Annotated in this window: 12 protein-coding genes; 3 read left to right on the forward strand and 9 right to left on the reverse strand. The window is 28.9% G+C overall.

Annotation, left to right across the window (positions count from 1 at the left end; translation table 4 throughout):
• Positions 1–134: 134 nt before the first annotated feature.
• Positions 135–6,284 (reverse strand): hypothetical protein, encoded by a 6,150-nt coding sequence (locus FRW55_RS02765; RefSeq protein WP_146368630.1) that lies wholly within the window; start codon positions 6,282–6,284, stop codon positions 135–137.
• Positions 6,285–6,639: 355 nt separating this feature from the next.
• On the opposite strand from FRW55_RS02765, the gene FRW55_RS02770 reads away from it, so the two are divergent.
• From FRW55_RS02770 to hpt, 3 genes are all read left to right on the forward strand, one after another.
• Positions 6,640–8,598, forward strand: coding sequence for a DNA gyrase/topoisomerase IV subunit B (locus FRW55_RS02770; protein WP_146368631.1), 1,959 nt, complete (start codon positions 6,640–6,642; stop codon positions 8,596–8,598).
• A 180-nt stretch (positions 8,599–8,778) separates the two neighbouring features.
• Entirely contained in the window at positions 8,779–10,665 is a 1,887-nt protein-coding gene (locus FRW55_RS02775; protein WP_146368632.1) for a ribonuclease J, read from the forward strand.
• 2 nt (positions 10,666–10,667) lie between these two features.
• Positions 10,668–11,219, forward strand: coding sequence for a hypoxanthine phosphoribosyltransferase (gene hpt, locus FRW55_RS02780; protein WP_146368633.1), 552 nt, complete (start codon positions 10,668–10,670; stop codon positions 11,217–11,219).
• A 38-nt stretch (positions 11,220–11,257) separates the two neighbouring features.
• Here the strand turns inward: hpt and pyk are convergent, their stop codons facing one another.
• The 8 genes from pyk to FRW55_RS02820 form a co-directional block, all read right to left on the reverse strand.
• A complete protein-coding gene (gene pyk / locus FRW55_RS02785) occupies positions 11,258–12,691 on the reverse strand; it encodes a pyruvate kinase (protein ID WP_146367506.1) in 1,434 nt (477 codons plus the stop codon).
• A 168-nt stretch (positions 12,692–12,859) separates the two neighbouring features.
• A complete protein-coding gene (locus FRW55_RS02790; RefSeq protein WP_146368634.1) occupies positions 12,860–14,260 on the reverse strand; it encodes an MAG1430 family protein in 1,401 nt (466 codons plus the stop codon).
• 1 nt (position 14,261) lies between these two features.
• Positions 14,262–14,837 carry a ribosome biogenesis GTP-binding protein YihA/YsxC gene (gene yihA, locus FRW55_RS02795; protein WP_146368635.1) on the reverse strand — a complete coding sequence of 192 codons (576 nt, stop codon included), beginning with the start codon at positions 14,835–14,837 and terminating at the stop codon, positions 14,262–14,264.
• Positions 14,830–15,261: a pantetheine-phosphate adenylyltransferase gene (coaD, locus tag FRW55_RS02800; RefSeq protein WP_146368636.1), complete on the reverse strand. Its 432-nt coding sequence runs from the start codon at positions 15,259–15,261 to the stop codon at positions 14,830–14,832. Before coaD ends, yihA begins: the two co-directional genes overlap by 8 nt.
• Positions 15,254–16,438: an acetate/propionate family kinase gene (locus FRW55_RS02805; protein ID WP_146368637.1), complete on the reverse strand. Its 1,185-nt coding sequence runs from the start codon at positions 16,436–16,438 to the stop codon at positions 15,254–15,256. The genes coaD and FRW55_RS02805 overlap by 8 nt, the downstream gene beginning before the upstream one ends.
• A 3-nt stretch (positions 16,439–16,441) precedes the next feature.
• Positions 16,442–17,401, reverse strand: a complete 960-nt coding sequence (locus FRW55_RS02810) for a phosphate acetyltransferase (RefSeq protein WP_146368638.1) — start codon at positions 17,399–17,401, stop codon at positions 16,442–16,444.
• A gap of 137 nt (positions 17,402–17,538) precedes the next feature.
• Positions 17,539–18,000: a hypothetical protein gene (locus FRW55_RS02815; RefSeq protein ID WP_146368639.1), complete on the reverse strand. Its 462-nt coding sequence runs from the start codon at positions 17,998–18,000 to the stop codon at positions 17,539–17,541.
• 58 nt (positions 18,001–18,058) lie between these two features.
• Positions 18,059–18,982 (reverse strand): NAD(P)/FAD-dependent oxidoreductase, encoded by a 924-nt coding sequence (locus FRW55_RS02820; protein WP_146368640.1) that lies wholly within the window; start codon positions 18,980–18,982, stop codon positions 18,059–18,061.
• Positions 18,983–19,056 lie beyond the last annotated feature (74 nt).

The raw sequence follows: 19,056 nt of genomic DNA on the forward strand, positions 1-19,056 counted from the left end.
AACCTCCATAGTTAGTATTCATTATTATACTATTATTTTCAATATTAAAAAATTATGGTAAAAATATGAAAAAACCAGGGGTGGTGTTTCCCTGATTTTTCTATTATTTAATAAATGTGGTGTTCTTTATTAAATTAATTTGAAGGGTTTGTTGCAGGAGCGATAGGTTTTGTATTATCGATTTTTTCAACACTTGTGTGTTCTTTGTTGTATAAGAATCCTAAAACGCTTGAGTGTTTTGTTTTAACATTTTCACCTAATTTAACGTATTCATCTTTAGAATATTCACCTGTTGTTTTTGCACTAGAAACATGGTAAGTTACTAATACACGTCCAACATGTTTAGAATCTAATTCAACTGATTCAACAACAACTTTTAAGTCAGAAGCACTTACACTTCCACTATTACTGTAAAGAACTGCAGATTGTAATAATCCAGCTTTTTCTTCTTCTTTAGCAGCTTTGTATGTCTCAACGAATTTTTCAGCAGTCATTTCGCTTGCTTTTGGTGAAATGAATGAACCTTCAGCTTTAGCTAATGCAGATAAGAATTCTTTTCTGTAAGCTAATTCAGCTTCAGTAGGTAATTGAGTTAATAATGATCTGTTTTCTACTTCTGCTAATTGAGTAAATTCTTTAGTTTCTTCGTTGTATGATAATAATTGAACAGCGTAAGTTACAAGAATATCTCCATCAACATCAACTCTATTTTTAACAACAACATTAATGTATTGGTTAGCACTTAATAAGTCTTGTTCAAAGTGAACATTGTCTTTTGCGACAAATAATTCAGTAGCTTTAAGTTCAAGAGCTTCTTTTTCATATTTGTCTTTTCCTAAAACATTAATATCAAATGCTTTTCCACTGTTTGCGGTTGTTCAAGCACCATTTTTATCTGATGTACTTGCATTAGCACCTGGTAAGTAGAATTGTAATTTGCTATCAGCATTTCCTGATAAGATTTCGTCGTAAGTGATAATTTCTTTTTCACCTTTTTTGTTAACGATATCTTTAGTAATGATATTTCCTGTTTTTGCAATTTTTGAAGCAAGTGTTCAGTTGTAGATTTTTTCTTGTTCAGCTTTTTTCTTATCGTCGATTTCAACAGCTTTAGTTTTGAATCCACTTATTTTTGCATAAAGAACTGGTGAAACAATTTCTGGGAATTCGATTGATGAAACTCTAAATGCTACTTCAACAACACCTGAATTATCATTTGTAGATAATACTTGTGTGTCACTTGTAACTAATTCTAATCCACCGAATTTTAAGTAATCTGCTGAGTTAACTAATTTAAGACCGGTTACTTCAGAAGCTAATACACTTGATTTATCTTTAACTTCTTTATCCCCAGCAAACACTACCATTTTTCCATTATTTAATTCATATGATGAATTATTTGAATACAATTTGTCAACAAATTGTGCTTCATTTACTAATGAAAATACCTTATTGTACGATTTAATTTGTAATGATTTTAATGAATCATTTCAACTATTATTTGTTGTTGTTAAGTATTGTTCAGTTTCAACTCTTCTTAATCCACTTGCGCTTTCTTTTTCTTCAGGAGTAATTAAGTTTGTTGTTAATACTGAAGTTTTAATTAATGATGATTGAGCTCCTGTGTAGACTTCATCTAATTCTGAGTAAGCTTTTGTTTTGTCAGATGATACTAATCTATATGTTACATATACATCTGTAGACTTAACACCAAACTCAACAGCTTCAACAACTAACTTGATGTTTTGAACAGCTAAATCATTTGTTGAAACTTCTCCAGATTTCTTACTTACTAATGCGAATTTTTCTCAGTATGGATTTTTGTCAGATTTAATTCCAACAAGATCATCTGCTGTAGCTTGAACGTCAGATGATTTAAATTCAAATGAGAATTTGTTTTCTGTTGCATATTTATTTAATCTAGCAACTTCTTGTTCGTAAGCAGTTTTGTATGTTTCAGTTGTTGATAAACCTTTGATTAATAATTCTTTTTCAACTGTAACATTTTCAAATCCTTCTTTAGCAGAACTTAAATCAATTTTTACTTTAAGAACACCGTTTTTATCATCAGCTTCAATTGATTTAATATATGAAGAAATTTTTGCTTTTGATTTATTTAAACCGGTAACTTCAAATTCAGTTTCTAAATCAGCAATCTTTTGAGCTAATGTTTTTTCAGTAGAATCTTTGTCTTTATTTAATCTATCAATAAATGTTTCTTTTTCTTTTCCACTTTCATACATTTTAGCATTTAATAAAATTGATGGTAAGAAATTAGTTTTTTCAGCTACACGTGTTCATGTTGCTTCTTTTAAGTTTTTGGTTAATTCTTCAAGAGCTTTTTGTTCTTTAGCAATTTCTGTTAAGAAACCTTGAACAATAACTTCTTTACTTACAACAATTTTTGGATTTAATTTATCTGTAATCTTGTATGTAACAACAATTTTATCATTATTGTTTTGGTTTACTTTGTCTTCAAATTCTTTGAATTCAATACTTAAAGTAGCTTTACCTGTTAATTCAGAATTTAATTGTGATAATGTGAATAATTCGTTACGTTTTGCTTCTTCTAAATTATTTGAAGGTTGAATGTAATTTAACACATCTTTAGGAGTAACTTTTCCAATGTAGTAGTCTTTTGTTTTATCAGCATCAGCTTTAAGTTTGTAAGAAGCTGTAAATGCTGCAATAGCTTTTTCGTAACTATCTTTTTTATCTTGTTCTTCTTTTGATAATCCTTGAGCAGCATCAGCACTTGTTCTAGCGAATGTACCAAATGTGAATGCTTTATTATCTGATGAAACATTTGGTTGTAATGTTGATGTAAATTTGAAGTTAAATTTAATATTTCCATCAGTTTTTTCAGATAATGTAGTATCAATAACAACAGCAGCATTAGCTGATTTATCACTTAAATTGCTTCCATATGTAGCAATAGCTTTGAAATCAGTAGTATTTAATGCAACATCTTTGATGTTAATTTCACCTAATTTTCTTAATGCAGTAGCTGAATCAAAATCACCTGATTCTTCTAATTCTTTAATCTTGTCATCTCTATTAGCATTTTTATCTAAAAGAACTGAAACAATACCTTTATATGCAAATTGAGCTTTAAGTTCGTTAAGTCTTGCTTTTTCAGCAGCAGCTGTAGCTAAGAATCCTTCAACAGTAGCTTTAGTTAATTCAATTTTATCTACAGTTTTAATTCCATATTCTGATCCAATTGTTGTTGATAATTCAGCTGTAACATCAACTTTACCATCTCTACCATCAACTGTTGATGAGTTAGCGGCGTTAGATGCTAAAGTTGTAGGTTTGAAACTAAATTTACTTAAGTCAATGTTATATAAAATTGAGTCAGTATTAACAAGTTTGTTAATATCCAATCCATCAACAAATTTGTATGAAACTTTTGTTAAATTATCAAATTTGTCACCTGTTTTCTTAATTGCAGCATCAACTGATGTTGTTGCTTTACCTGAGTAGTCAACTTCAACAATTGGTTCTTTTTTGACATTTTGAGCATCGATTAAATTCTTAAGTTCTTTGAGAACTTCTTTTCTATATTCTTCAATAGAAACAAATCCATTAATTTCAAAGTTTTGTGTTAAGTCAAGTGTTTCTAATGTTCAATCTGAGAAGTATGGTGAAACTAAAGTATATTTAATTGAAATTGATTTTGTATCAGTTTCAGATTTTTTAGCACTTAATACTTTTAATTTAACAGCATAAATTTGATCTTCTGGGTTTTTAGCTGTATGTCTATCTCTAACTGATTGTTCAGTTTCTGATAATGCAGCATTAGCTAAATTGTTTTCGATAGCTTGTTTTGAGTTATCTGAAAATACTTTTTCTTTTGGTAAGAAAGCACCATCATCCATTGATTGGAAAACAATGTTATCAATGTGGTTAAGAGCTTCAATTATTGTAGATTTTGATTTTTCATTACTGAAGTATTTACCATCTCTGTCATAAATAACAATAGCATCACCACTTTGGATATTAGCACTAATGAAGTTTACAGCTGTTTTATATCAATTTGTTTTTAATTCTTCAAATTTAGCATCTGATAAGAATCCATCAACAATGTTTGTTCTTGAATCATCAGCATTAATTCTGTCCATTCCTGGAAGTTTAACTGAAACTTTACCAATTGCGTTAACTGTTCCATTTTCTTTAATTGTAACTTTTACATCTGTTGTTAATTCTTCTAATTTAACGTCAGAAGCTTGAATTGGGTATCCTTTGAAATATTCAACTTTTTGAATTTCATTAACGATTATTTCAGGTGTTAAATCGGTAGGTTTTCCATCTAATCCAGTTGTAACAAATCCGTTAATAGCTTCAAAATATTTATAGTATTCACTTGCTTGACTACCTTCAAAGATAGAAACTGGTGTAGAAGGAATTCTATTGATTTTATTAATTTCAAATTTTAGACCTTTATTGTTTGCATCATTCTTTACAGACGCTGCATTAAGAACTCTTCTTAAAGCTTGTTGTAAACTATCAACATGTTGTTGACCCATGAAACCTTTAATTTCAACATTAAAAGTTCTTGAAGGTACTGATTTAGTTTTGTCAACTCTAGGGTCTGTTGATTCAATTGTTACACTTAATTTTACTATACCTTCATTTTTACCGTCTGTTGATTCTGTTACAACAACATCTTTAACAGCAAATTTTCCACTTTCTGGTGTAACTACTTGAGCGTTTGCTTCTTTAGAATCTTTGAATGTTAAAGCAAGAATTGATTTAGCTAAATCAAAATCTTTAAGTGCTTTTTCATTATTGAATTCTTCAGCATATTGTGAAGCTAAATATCATTTTTTGTTTTTAAGATTTGCTAAATTTTTATTTACATAAACTGTTTCATCTTTGAATTGAGCTTCAGCTGAAGCAGCCATTTTATCTAAAACTTTTTGAATTTCAGCATTTGTATCAACAGTTTCGTCTTTTTTGCTTTCAAAGTTGTATCCACTTACTAATACTTCTTTAGAAACTGAAACACCATCTTTAGAAATTGCGTATGTAACTAATAATGTTTCTGGGTGTTGTACTGTAGTTCTAGCTGAAACTACTTCAAATGTTACACCTTCTGGTAAAACATCTGTGTTAACTTTAAGAACTGCTTGATAATTTGCTTTATCACCATTTAGTAATTTTTCAGCTTTTTTTGCTGTACCATTTGCTTCAGTTAATTTTGCGTGAACTAATTTAAGTTGTGATACTAATTCTTGAAGAGTGTTGCTTGTTTCTAAAGCTTCTTTAGAGAATTCTTTGAATCCAAGAACATCAACAGAAACTACTAAAGGTTCTGCACCTTCCACTTTTGATTTTAATGTTACTTCAACTGTAACTTTAGCTGCATTATTATCACCAGTTACTTTTGTAACTTCAGCTGTAGCATTAGCATTTTCATCAAATAATACAAGGAAGTTTTCAATTTGTGCATCACTAGCTAATGTTAATGATTTTTTGAATCCTTCAACAGTTGTAACTTTCAATGTTTTTGCTAATTCTTCTAATCTAGCTTTTTCAGATGCAACGATTTCAGCTTTTTTAGCTTCTAATTCTTCATTGTATTGAGTTTCATTTTTGAAACCTGGATGTAAAACTGTGATTTCAGCAAACACATCTGGTTGAACTAAACTTCTAAGTAATACTGTTATTTCAGCTGTATCATTTTTAGCTTTAACACCTTGAATAGATGCTTCAACAGCTTCGATTACTTCATTTGTTGTTTTATTTGTTGGTTTACCATTGAGTTCAAATAATTTTTTAAGTTCAACAGAAGATAATGATGGTAAGTATAAATCAGCCTTTTCTGTTTCACCTACATATACTGTTTCAATAGTAGCTTTTTGTAAAGTTTCTCTCAATTTATTCTTTTCTTTTAAGAACATTTCAGGAACAATTTCATTTCCATCAAATTCTTGTGTAAGAACAACTGGAGTTAATTCATTATTGTTTAAAGCTGTAATTTTAGCTTCAACATTAACTTTAAATGTTTCTTTGTTTACTTCAACTTTTGTAATTGTATAAACAAAAATTTCATTCTTATTACTTGTAGATTTTACTTCGAAGTCATTTGTTGTTAAAGATGATGCATGTTGTAAACTTAAACCATTTTTAACAACGATAGAACTTGAAGATTTTTCAAGTTCTAAATCTTCTTGTGTAGTTTTAGATTCGTTATTACAACTTACTGCAAGTGCACCAGCAGCAAGTGTTAAACCACCTAATGAAGAAGATAAAATAACTAATTTTTTATTATTTTTCATTTTTATCCTTTTCTTTTGTATTTGAGGCAAAATATAGCTGTACATTTGCAATCGATACTATTTTTACCACATTTGGCCTCGCTTATATTATACACATATTAAAATATTAAATAAAAAAAAAAAAAAATGAAAAATTTTACAGTTCGTAGTGTATTTAGATTATATATATAGAGTTTTAGTCAAAAATCGTTTTAAGCTCGATAAAATATGAAAATTTATTCCATAAATTATTAAATCAAAACTGATATAACAATACTGCAAATAGTTGAAAGTGTCTCAATTTATAATGTAGGTATTTTTCATTTAATTTGATATAATTTAAAAATAATTTATAAGTTATAAATTGAGGTGAAAAATGGAACAAAATAAACAACAATATGATGCTAATAGTTTGCAACAACTAGAAGGTCTTGAACACATTAGATTAAGACCTGGTATGTATATCGGTTCTACCAGCGAAACAGGTTTACATCACTTAGTATGAGAAATTTTAGATAACTCAGTAGATGAACATCTAGCTGGTTTTTGTGACAAAATTAACATACTTATTACTAAAGAAAATCACATTATTGTTACAGATAATGGTCGTGGAATACCTGCTGATATTAACCAACAAAGTGGTTTAAGTGGAATCGAATTAGTTCTTACTAAAACTAATGCTGGAGGTAAATTCAACAAAGATTCATACGCCTTCTCTGGTGGACTCCATGGTGTGGGTTCAAGTGCTGTTAATGCTTTAAGTAAATTGATGATTGCTACTGTAAAAAGAGATGGAAACGTATATCAAGCTAAGTTTGTTAATGGTGGACATATTGAAGAAAAAACACATATTATTGGTAATTGTCCATTAGATGAAACTGGTACTACAATTGAATTCTTTCCAGATTACACAATTATGGAAAGAAAGCCTTTCAATAAAGAAAAAATTGTTGATAGAGCTAAACAAATTGCTCACCTTAATAAAGGTTTATACATTTCTATTGAAGATCAAAGAGATAATTCATTTACTGAATTTAAGTTTGATAATGGGATTATCGACTATGTTGTAGAACTAAATGAAGGTTATCCATTATTACACGATCAAATCCTCTATGTTTCTGAAGAATATGTTTCAAATAAAAATGATGGTGAATTTGAAAGTGATGCAAGAATTAAAGTTGAAGTGGCTATGCAATACGTTAAGGAATATTCAAGTGTTCCTAAAGTATTCAGTTATGTAAATAATATTTTTACTAGTGAAGGTGGACATCATCAACAAGGATTCCTTTTCGCTTTAGAAAAGACTATTAATAATTACGCATTACGTAACAAATTAATAAAAAATGAAAATGAAAGATTCAATAAAGATGACTTAACACAGGGTCTTTCAGCTGTAATTTCAATTAGACACTCAAATCCTCAATTTGAAGGACAAACTAAAGCTAAACTTGGTTCTAAAGATGCTAGAATCGCTACAAATAAAGTGGTAAGTGAATATTTAGAAAGAGTTCTCAATGAGGATCCTGTAATTGCTCAAGCTATTATAAATATGGCTAAAGCAGCCAGAAAGAACAGATTAGACACTGCAGCCTTTGCTGAAAGTAATAAACGTAAAACTGCATTTGATAATGCTGGTTTACCAGGTAAATTAGCTGATTGTTCTTCAAAAAACGCTGAAATTAGCGAACTTTTCATTGTTGAGGGTAATTCTGCTGGTGGTTCGGCTAAAATGGGTCGTGACCGTAAAACTCAAGCTATTTTACCACTTAGAGGTAAAATTCTTAACGTTGAAAAAGCACGTGCTCATGAAATTTTTAAAAACGAAGAAATTCTTAACTTAATTCAAGCTATCGGAACTGGTGTTGGTGAAAATTACAACATAAATAAATTAAGATATCACAAAATTGTTATCATGACTGACGCCGACGTTGATGGCGCACACATTAGAACACTTCTTTTAACTTTCTTCTTCAATTACTTCCGTGAATTGATCGAATATGGATTTATTTATATTGCTCAACCTCCACTTTACAAAATTCAACAAAATAAAACTGTTGAATATGCTTATAATGATGAACAAAAAGATGCCATTTTAGCTAAATTAAATCCTAACCAAAAAATCAATATTCAACGTTACAAAGGTCTTGGAGAAATGGACCCTGAACAACTTTGAGATACAACAATGAACCCTGAAACAAGAAATATGTTACAAGTTCAAATTAATGATGTTATTGAAACTAAAAAATACTTCAACACTCTTATGGGTGAAGAAGTTGAACCTAGACGTGAATTTATTAAAGAAAATGCGCGTTTTGTGAAAAATCTTGATATCTAATGAATTTCTGATTAGTTAACTAATCAGATTTTTATTTAATTCATATAAAAAAGTTGATTAATCACAACTAAAATTCTTTTATTTTTTCAATATCCTTATATAATACATTTATATATTAAGATAGCTTATCTTATATTAAATATTTTTTTATTTTCAATAATCAAAATACATGGAGAAAAGATGAACCCAACAAGAATCATACCCTTAGGTGGAGTTCAGGAAATTGGTAAAGCCACCCTATTAATTGAACAAGATGATCACATCTTTTTAATTGATGCTGGAATTAAATTTGCTGATACTTTCACAACAGGAATTAAAGGAATTATTCCTAATTATTCATACTTAAATTTACCTAATAAAAAAGTCGAAGCTTTATTTATAACACATGGACATGAAGACCATATCGGTGGTGTTATTTATTTAGTTAAACAAACTAAACTCAAGAAAATTTTTGCACCTAAAATTGCTATTAGTTACTTAAAACTTAAATTTGAAGAACATAAAATAACACGCAAAATCGAATTCTTTGAAATTGACAAAAATGACACTTATAAATTCCCAAAAGGAGTTGTAGTAGATTTTTGAACTGCACAACACTCAATTCCTGATGCTTTCGGTGTAAGAATTACAACTCCACATGGAAAAATTATGTGTACAGGAGATTTTAGATTTGACTATACGCCTATTGGAAACTACACCGACTTTGCTCGTTTAGATGAAATTGGAAAACAAGGTTTGACTGCTTTACTTAGTGACTCAACTAATGCAATGCGCCCTTTTCACTCACCTAGCGAAAAAGATATTTTAGTTGATATCAAAAAGCATATGGAAAATGCAAAACGCAAAATCATTATTACAGCTTTTGCATCAAATTTAACTAGAGTTAAGGTTATTATTGAACTAGCCGCTCAGTTAGATAAAAAAATTGTTACTTTTGGTCGTTCTATGATTCAAGGAATTAAAATTGGACGTAAATTAGGTTATATCGATGTTCCGTCTGATATTTTTATTGATAAAAAACAACTTTCATCGATTGATGATTCTAAACTCGTTGTTTTAACTACTGGTTCACAAGGTGAGCAACTTGCAGCTCTTTCAAGGATGTCATATGGTAAACATCCATCAATAAAAATTTCCAAAGGTGATACAGTAATTTTCTCAAGTAGTCCAATCCCCGGAAACAGAATGGTGATTGAATTACTTATAAATAGACTTTATAAATTAGGTGCTACAATAAAAGAAAATGGTACCGATGGATATCTTCACACTTCTGGACACGCTTATCGTCATGAACATGATAAAATTTTTCAATTAACAAAACCTAAATATTTCATTCCATATCATGGTGAATATAGAATGTCAATAGTACATGGTCAAAGTGGTGTTGAAAATGGTGTGGATCCTAATAACATTATTATTCCTGAAGCTGGAAGAGTTTACGAAATGAAGGATGAAGTTATTACTCCTACAAACGAAATGATTGATTATGGACCAATTTATATTGATGGTACATCCATTTTAAATACTAATGCAGCATTAATTAAAGAACGTGCAAAATTAGGAACTTCAGGATTTGTTTCAACTATTTTAACAATCAATAAGAAAACAAATTCAATCATCGGAAAACCACAAATCATAAGCCGTGGAGCATTCTTTGTTAAAAATTCAACAAAACTAATTGAAGAAACTAAAAGAATTGTTCATGGTTCAATATTGCACTGTATAAGAAATAATTCAAATTGAACAATCCCTGAATTAAAACAACTTATCATTGATCGTCTCTCAACTTTATATCACAAAGAAAGAAGACGTGTTCCGTTAATTATTCCTATCTTTAACATAATCGACACAGATGAAGCAAAAGATAAGAATAACAAAAACAAAAAAGATAAGAAACTAAAAGTTACTTTTGAATCTGATCAAAAGACCAATACACAACAACAAAAACGTTCAGGGGTTGCCCAAGCCGAAAAAATTGTTGAAGAACTTAGAAAAGGCATCAATAAAAAAGTTAAAGAGACCGAAGAACATATGTATAACGAAATGTCAGAAGACGAGGAATTATAGTTATGACTTTAGTAGATAAAAGAATCAAAAAAGTTTTATATTCTCAAGTAGAAATTGAACAAAAAATTGTTGAACTTGCTGACTGAGTTAATGAAGAATTTAAGGATAGCAAAAATCTAATAATTGTTTGTCTATTAAAAGGTGCCATGCCTTTTATGGCTCAATTAATTAAAAGTGTTAGCGTTGATCACTCAATCGATTTTATGATCACTTCAAGCTATGCAGGTTCACATGCAAGTAGCGGAAGTGTTAAAATTATTATGGATTTAGCTAATGACATTGAAAATAAGGACGTTTTAGTTGTTGAAGACATCATTGATTCAGGTATAACCCTTGATAAAATTAAAGATATTTTACAAACTAGAAAGCCAAATAAATTAAAAATATTGACATTTCTTGACAAACCTTATAATCGTAAGGTTCAATTGAATGCTGATAAATTCGGTTTTCTTGTACCAAATGAATTTTTAGTTGGTTTTGGATTAGACTACAAGGAAAAGATGCGTAATCTTCCTTATATTGGAATTTTTGATGAAAAATTTTTAGAAAAATAAAAAGTTAAGTTTAATCACTTAACTTTTTTCATATTGACTTATTTAACAACGTGTTCTGTAATTGAATGATTTTCAACAACAAGGTATTTGTCACCTGGTTGTGGTTCATATGGTTCTAAAGCTTCGATAGCACTTGCATGGTTGTTTTTGATTTCATTGAATAAACGTAATGAGTCTACTGATGTGAACACACTTGATGTAGCTCCAAAAGCGTTAATCATTTTTTCATCGTTTACAATACCAATAATTGCTGTGTTTGGACGGAATTTAGCAACTTCTTTAAGTAATTGTCCTGTTCTTGAAAGAACAATAGCGTATTTGTAATCTCCACGACGTACTCTATTAGCAACTTCATAAGCAATTAATGAACGTGGGTTTTCTGGATCTGAGTTTTTACGTACTTCTTCAAGTTGAACATCATAGTAATTTTTTGAGTAGAATTCTTTTTCAGCTCTTCTGTTGATTGCTGACATAACTTTAACAGCTTCAAGTGGGAATTTACCGTTTGCAGATTCACCTGAAAGCATTGTTGAGTCTGCTCCTAATTCTGTAGCAAGGTAAACGTCTGTAACTTCAGCACGTGTTGGATGTGGATTGTTTTCCATTGAGTCTAACATTTGTGTAGCAACAATAACTGGTTTTCCAGCTTCTCTACATTTTCTGATCATAACTTTTTGGAAGTATGGAACATCATAGTAAGGAATTTCTAATCCTAAATCTCCACGAGCAACCATAATACCATCTGATTCAGCAATAATTTCGTCGATATTTGTAACTCCTAAGTGAGACTCGATTTTAGAAATAATTTGTACGTGTTCTCCACCATTAGCATTTAATAATTCACGTAATTCTCTAACGTTTTTAGCTGAGTTAACGAATGAAGCAGCAACATAGTTAATTCCACTTTTAATTCCAAAGATAACGTCATCAATATCTTTTTGAGCTAAGAATGGAAGTGTAAAGTCAACACCTGGAAGGTTAATACGTTTGTTTGTTTTTAATTTGTGTGAGTTTTCAGCTTTAGCTTTAACATAACCTTTACCAACTTCTGTAACTACTGTAGATAATTTACCATCATCTAATAAAACTTGGTTACCAACAATTAAGTCAGCTGACATATCGTAAGCAACTGTAATTTCAGTGTCTGTTCCTTCAAAGTTTTTGTATTTATCTTCTGTAGTTCAAATAAGTAATTCTGTACCTGCTTTAATTTGTTGAACACCATCTTTCATTTTTCCAACACGAATTTCTGGTCCTTTTGTGTCTAACATTAATGAAACAGGAATTCTTAAGTCTTTTGAAATTTGTTGTCCAAGAACAAATTTATTTAATTGTTCTGAGTGATCTCCATGACTGAAGTTAGCTCTAACTGTTGTAACTCCGTTTTCAATTAAAGAACGTAATGTATCGTAATTGTCACTAGATGGACCGATTGTAGCAACTAATTTACTTCTTTTGTTAATTAAGTTCATTTTCTCTCCTATATTTTTCAATTTCTAAGTATTATTGTTTTAAATCATTTATATTTTAACACATTAAAAATTTATTCACTATTTATAAGGTTTTTTTACTGAAATATTTTCTTATTTTTATTTGCTTAATTTTTTAGTATTTTTCAAGCAGAAAATAAAAGCCAGGAATTATTCCTGACTATTGTCATTTTCCTCGCTATTAGTATTATTTTCATCAGAGTTAGATTCTGTTTTAAAAGATTCTAATGAAAATCCTTTTTTATCATTTGTATTTGAAGGAGTGATAAATTTTGAAGTAAAGTCAAATTCAATCAAACTATTTTCTTTATTAAATAAAGTTCTATGTGGAATTAGTTTATATTGAATTTCTAAACAATTTGTTTCAACATTTCTCACAGGAGGATAAAATTGAATATCAAATTTTTCAAGTAATTTCTCTAATTTTGCTTGATTTTCCTTATGTTTTTCATCGCTAGTACCTGGAGTTTTTACTACATCAATTTTTAAATTATTATAGTTCATTGTTTGTTCATCATATCCTTTAGAAATCTCATCAATAGTTAGACCATAAATATGTGAACCATCTTTTTGAGTGACAGTTAACAAATCATAGATTTCATTAGCATAAAGAAAGTCTAAGTAAAACATTTCAACTTGTATATTATTCGCAACATTAACTTTTTCATTGATTTTTGACAATTCTTCTTCATTAGCTTCGTACACCTTTGAATAAACTGGTATATTTAATGAAACTAAATCAGGATCATTTTCATTAACGTTTAATTGTAATCTAACACTTGAATAATCAACGTTTGTAGAATTTGTGTATTTAACAGCATCTAAAAGTAGGCTATTTAATGTTTGAGCTTTTTCACTTTTATAACTATCAGAAATTGTTTGTTTGAATTTTTCAACTGTTTCATAACTTTTGATGTAGTCTTTGATTTTTATTTTACTTATTGAACCTGAATGTGGGTAAAATTTATAATAATTAGAATTTTCTTCTTTTTCAAGTTTTTTAAATCCACTTACTTTATATAAATGTTCAAATCTTCTGATTTTACTTGATTCAAGTTTCTTATCATTGTAAAGCTTTTGATCTTCCTTATCAACAAGAATAATTTTTAGGAATAATTCACCAGTAAAGTCATTAGCATAGCTATAAAAAGTCACATTATAATCTAAATATAATTCATTAATATTTCTAAGTTTTTTAGTTATCAGTGAAAAATTTTTGTCAGTAAAGTCATTAGTATCTTTTAACTTAAATTGATTTTCTCAATAATTTTTGTATTTTAGCTCATAAAATGCTGAAACATCATTCTTAAATAACCTTGGATATGAATCTGAAAAATCACTAGCATATTTTGTTTTTAATATCTCATCTTTAACATTAAGTTCTAATTCAGCTAAATTAAAAGATAATCCAGTTCTTTTAATTGGAACAATATTTTGATTTTCTGTGTTATTTTTATTATTTACAGCTTTAGCTGATAATAAAGCAACTGAAGTTCCAACTGAAACTACTAAAGAAGCACCAAGAATGATATTTTTTAGTTTTGTTTTCATATTATTCTCCTTTAAAAATATATTCTATTTTGTCTTTTAATTTATCTATATTAGTTTTTTTGAGCGTTGAAACAAGTACGTAATCAAACTCAAATCATTCACTTTCAATTTCTTTTATTAGTCTTAAAAGTTTAGATTTTTCGCTTTGGTTTAACTTGTCTAGTTTAGTAAAAACAAATGTAATTGGTTTTTGTAAAGCCTTAATATAACTAATTACTTGTGAATCAAGTTCGGTTATGCCTCTGCGAGAATCTAATAGCAAGAAAATATGTCTTAAATTTGTTGAATTTTCAAGATATTCTTGAATCATTAAATTCATTTTATCATTTTCTCTAGTACTCATTTTTGCATAACCATAACCAGGTAAATCCACGATAACCTTGTTTTCATCAGCAAAATAGTTTAATAACTGAGTTCTACCTGGAGTTTTACTAACTCTAGCTAAATTAGAAATATTTGTAATACTATTAATTAAACTGCTTTTCCCAACATTTGAACGCCCTCAAAAGCATATTTCAACACCAGAATGCACTAATCAATTTGATTTATTTGAACTGCTTTTAATAAATTTAAACATTTTTAAGTTTCTCCTTATGTCTTTCAAGTGTTGAACTGTAATTTATATCTTCATAATTAGGCATAATTAAAATTGTTTCAAGTTCGTTGTTTAATGTTTTATTCCCGGCAGCAAGTTCTAGTTCATAATTAAAATCAGTATTATTTCTTGCGCTTCTGATAATGAAATTTACTTTTAACTCTCTAGCTATATCTGCAATAAATCCACTTTTATTAATTAAAACTTCAACATTATCTAAATCTTTAACTTTTTCTTTTACGTCATTAAATCTTTTATCTATGTTTGATTGATTATCTTTATCAGGATTTATTGAAACTATTATAAAAATAGCATCAAAAATTTTTAATGCTTTTTTTAATATTTCCATGTGTCCTTTGTGTCAAGGATCAAAGGAACCTGGATAAATAGCGTACTTTTTATTCATATAATTTAACTGCATCACGAGCAATAACTAATTCTTCATTAGTTCTAATTACATAAACAGGAATTTCAGAATCCGGAGTTGAAATTAACTCAAATTCAGAAATATTTCCGTTGTTTTTAGCTGAATCTAACTTAATGTGTCTAAAATTAATTTTATCAATAACTTCTTGTCTGAATTTCGGACTATTTTCACCAACTCCTGCTGTAAAAACTAACGCATCAACATTAGGTCCAATCTTATTAAAGTAAATTGATGTGTAATCAACAATTTTTTGTACATAAAGTTCAAGAGCAAAAATAGCATTTTCATTACCGTTTTCAGCAGCACTTCTAACATCACGCATATCACTTGATACACCAGAAACACCAAGAAGTCCAGATTGTTTATTTAACATGTTTGTAAATTCACTAATATTTACATTCATTTCTTTCATTAAAAATTCATGAATTGATGGATCAATATCACCACTTCTAGTACCCATCATAATTCCAGCAAGAGGTGTAAGTCCCATTGATGTATCGAAAGATTTTGAGTCTTTTACAGCACATAATGATGCTCCATTACCAATATGTAAGTTGACGAAGTTAACTGATTTTTTACCAAGAATCTCTTGAAGTTTGTCAGTTATATATCTGTGCGAAATACCATGTGCACCATATTTTTTAATTCCATATTTTTCACTAATTTCTCTTGGAATAGGATAAGTTGAATTTACTTTATTAATTGTTGTATGGAAAGCGGTATCAAAATTTGCGCTTGCTTTAGCATGTGGAATTACTTCATTAAAAGCTCTAATAGCTTGAATAGCTCCTGGGTTGTGTAATGGTGCATAAATTGAAACTTCATCAATTAATTGAATTTCTTTTTCAGTTAATTTTGAAGCTTTATCAAAGTATGGTCCACCTTGGACAATTCTATATCCAATGTATTCTATTTCTTTAACATCGTTAATAATCTTTAACTCATTTAACATTTCCAAAATGTGTTGAGCTGCAACATGGTGGTTTGGTAAAGCTAATTCTTTTTCATGTTTTCCATTGAATTTAATTGTTATATTACCCATTGGAAGAATAATTCTTTCAGCAATACCTGTAGCAACAACTTCAAAATTCTCTTTGTTAAAAAGAGTTAATTTAATTGAGCTACTTCCTGCATTAATTACCAAAATTTTAGACATTGATTAAACTCCTTCTGATTGTAAAACTGTAATTAAAACAGTATTTAAAACATCTTCAACTGTACTTCCTCTCGAAAGGTCATTTACTGGTTTGTTTGTACCGACTACTACTGGTCCAATTGCACCATAGCCTCCAAGACGTTGAACTAATTTATATCCAATATTTCCAGCACCTAAATCTGGGAAAACTAAAACATTGGCTCTTTCGCTATAAGATTCTCTAGAATATTTTGCTTTTCTAATTTCAGAAACTAAAGCTGCATCGAGTTGTATTTCACCAATAGCTTTAACGCCTTTATAATTTTCGTTAAATAAATCAGTTGCATTTCTTACCATGACTGTTTCATCAGTTTTGGCAGAACCATCTGTTGAAAAGCTTAAAAACGCAACTCTAGGATCAAATCCCATTTGTTTAGCAAAATCAGCTGCATTAAGTCCAATTTCACTAAGTTGTTCTTGATTAGGTTTTGGGTTTACTGAAATGTCACTAAAGATTAATGTATCCTCATCTTTATGCATAATCATAACTGAACTAATTGTCTTGATTCCAGGTTTTGGTCCAATAGTTTTAAATGCTGCTCTTAAAATGTCTGCTGTTGAATAATTCAATCCACCAACAACTCCATCAATTTTTCCTTGAGCTAAAAGCATCATTGCATAAAATGGACGCGAACTAAGTGCTTTGATTGCTTGTTCTTCAGTTTCTTTACCTTTTCTTAAAACTACATAATCTTTAACCATTTGTTCAATTACATTTTTATCACTGTTCATGTTTAAAAAATGTAAATTATCAACTGGTTCATGATCTTTCTCAACTAATAAAGTCACTTCAATATTTTTGTATTTTTTAGAAAGTGATTTAGCCGCTTCAATGCTTCTATTATCATCACCATCAATCAATACAATTTTTTTAGTTGTATTGATTTCTTTTATTTTTTTGTCTAATAAATCAATAAATTTCATATCACTCCTATTGTTATTCTTTTATATTCTACTATTTTTTATTTATTTTAAAAAAGAATGGTATTTTTGAAACTTTTTTTGCAATATAAAATTGATGTTTTATAATGAATACAAACAAAAAAAGAGTCCTAAGACTCTTAATTGATGTTTTCATTATTTTGGTTGATTGCATTAAATTGGGTTTTAAACTGAGCTTCATCAATTTGTTTATTGATTCTAGAAACAAGCATAAATCCTCCAACTAAATCAACAATGCCAATAAAGAAACCAACTAAAAGCAAGATAAATGAAGTATTGTCAATCTTGTAAGACTTCACACAAACAATAATGTGAATGATGAATGCTGCAATAGCAATGAAAAATAAAGCAAAACCAAAAGTAAGTAATAAAATTGCTGCAGAAAATAGTCCATAAGCATTTGGATCTGAAGGTTTATCGGCAACGGCATTAGAAAGTGTTAAAAGGAATGAAGGACCTAAAAGCACAAAGAATATAATACTTGCAAAAATTAAAATAAATTTTAACACTAGCAATGTTATGGCTAGACTTTTTGCTTTTTTAAGTTCTTGGATAGATTTATTTAAGTAAAAATTGTTCATAATATTCTCCAATAATTATTTTTATAAAATTATACTATATTAAATTTTATACTACATACTACAATTTATTTAACAAGTCGCTGATTGCTTTAGCAGCAATTGAACCATCGCTAGCTGCAGTTACAATTTGACGTATTTTTTTGTCAATTATATCCCCAGCAGCAAAAATACCTGGAATTTTTGTTTGCATGTGTTCATCAGTTTTAATAAATCCATTTTCTTCAACAATACCTAAATCTTTAATAAATTCATTGCTTGCTACCATGCCGATGTATGGAAATAATGATGAAACTTTAATTTCTTTTTCAACTCCATTGTCAACAATGATTGCACTTTCAAGCGAATTTTGTCCATTAATTTCCTTAATAGTAGAATTATATAAAATCTTTACATTAGATTTTAATTCTAAGTCTGCAATTAGATGTTTTTCAGCTGTAAGATGATCGATATTTGTTATTAAAGTAACCTCTGAAGCAATGTTAGATAAATAAGCAGCTTCTTCTACAGCACTATTACCACCACCAAGGATTAATGAAGGATTTTTTCCAAATAACGGACCATCACAAATTGCACAATAACTAACACCGCGGTTTTCAAATTTCTCTATATTCTTGATAAAAGTTGGAACTTTATTTTTCATACCACTTGCAATTAAAACAGTTTTTGATTTGATTATTTCTCCGCTAGCTAAAACTACTTCTTTATCCAAATCTGAAATATTGTTTATTTTAACAACTTCACCGTATTTGTATAATGCTCCATATTTTTTAGCATGTTCAAAAAATTTAGTTCCTAATTCTCAACCTTCAATTAATTCAGTACCAATTCAATTTTCAACTTTTGAAGTTAGTGAAACCTTTCCACCAGGCGCACTTTTTTCAATAAAAATAACACTTAAATTTGCTCTTGAAGCATAGAGAGCTGCATTAAGTCCTGCGGGGCCAGCTCCAATAATAGCTAAATCATAAATATTTTTGTCCATAAAACCTCTCAATAAAATTATTTTTGTTAATTATACTATAAAAATATTAAAAAGTTGTTTTTTGATTGAATATT

Origin of the sequence: Mycoplasma anserisalpingitidis (assembly GCF_007859615.1) — a bacterium.
GTDB lineage: Bacteria > Bacillota_I > Bacilli_A > Mycoplasmatales > Metamycoplasmataceae > Mycoplasmopsis > Mycoplasmopsis anserisalpingitidis.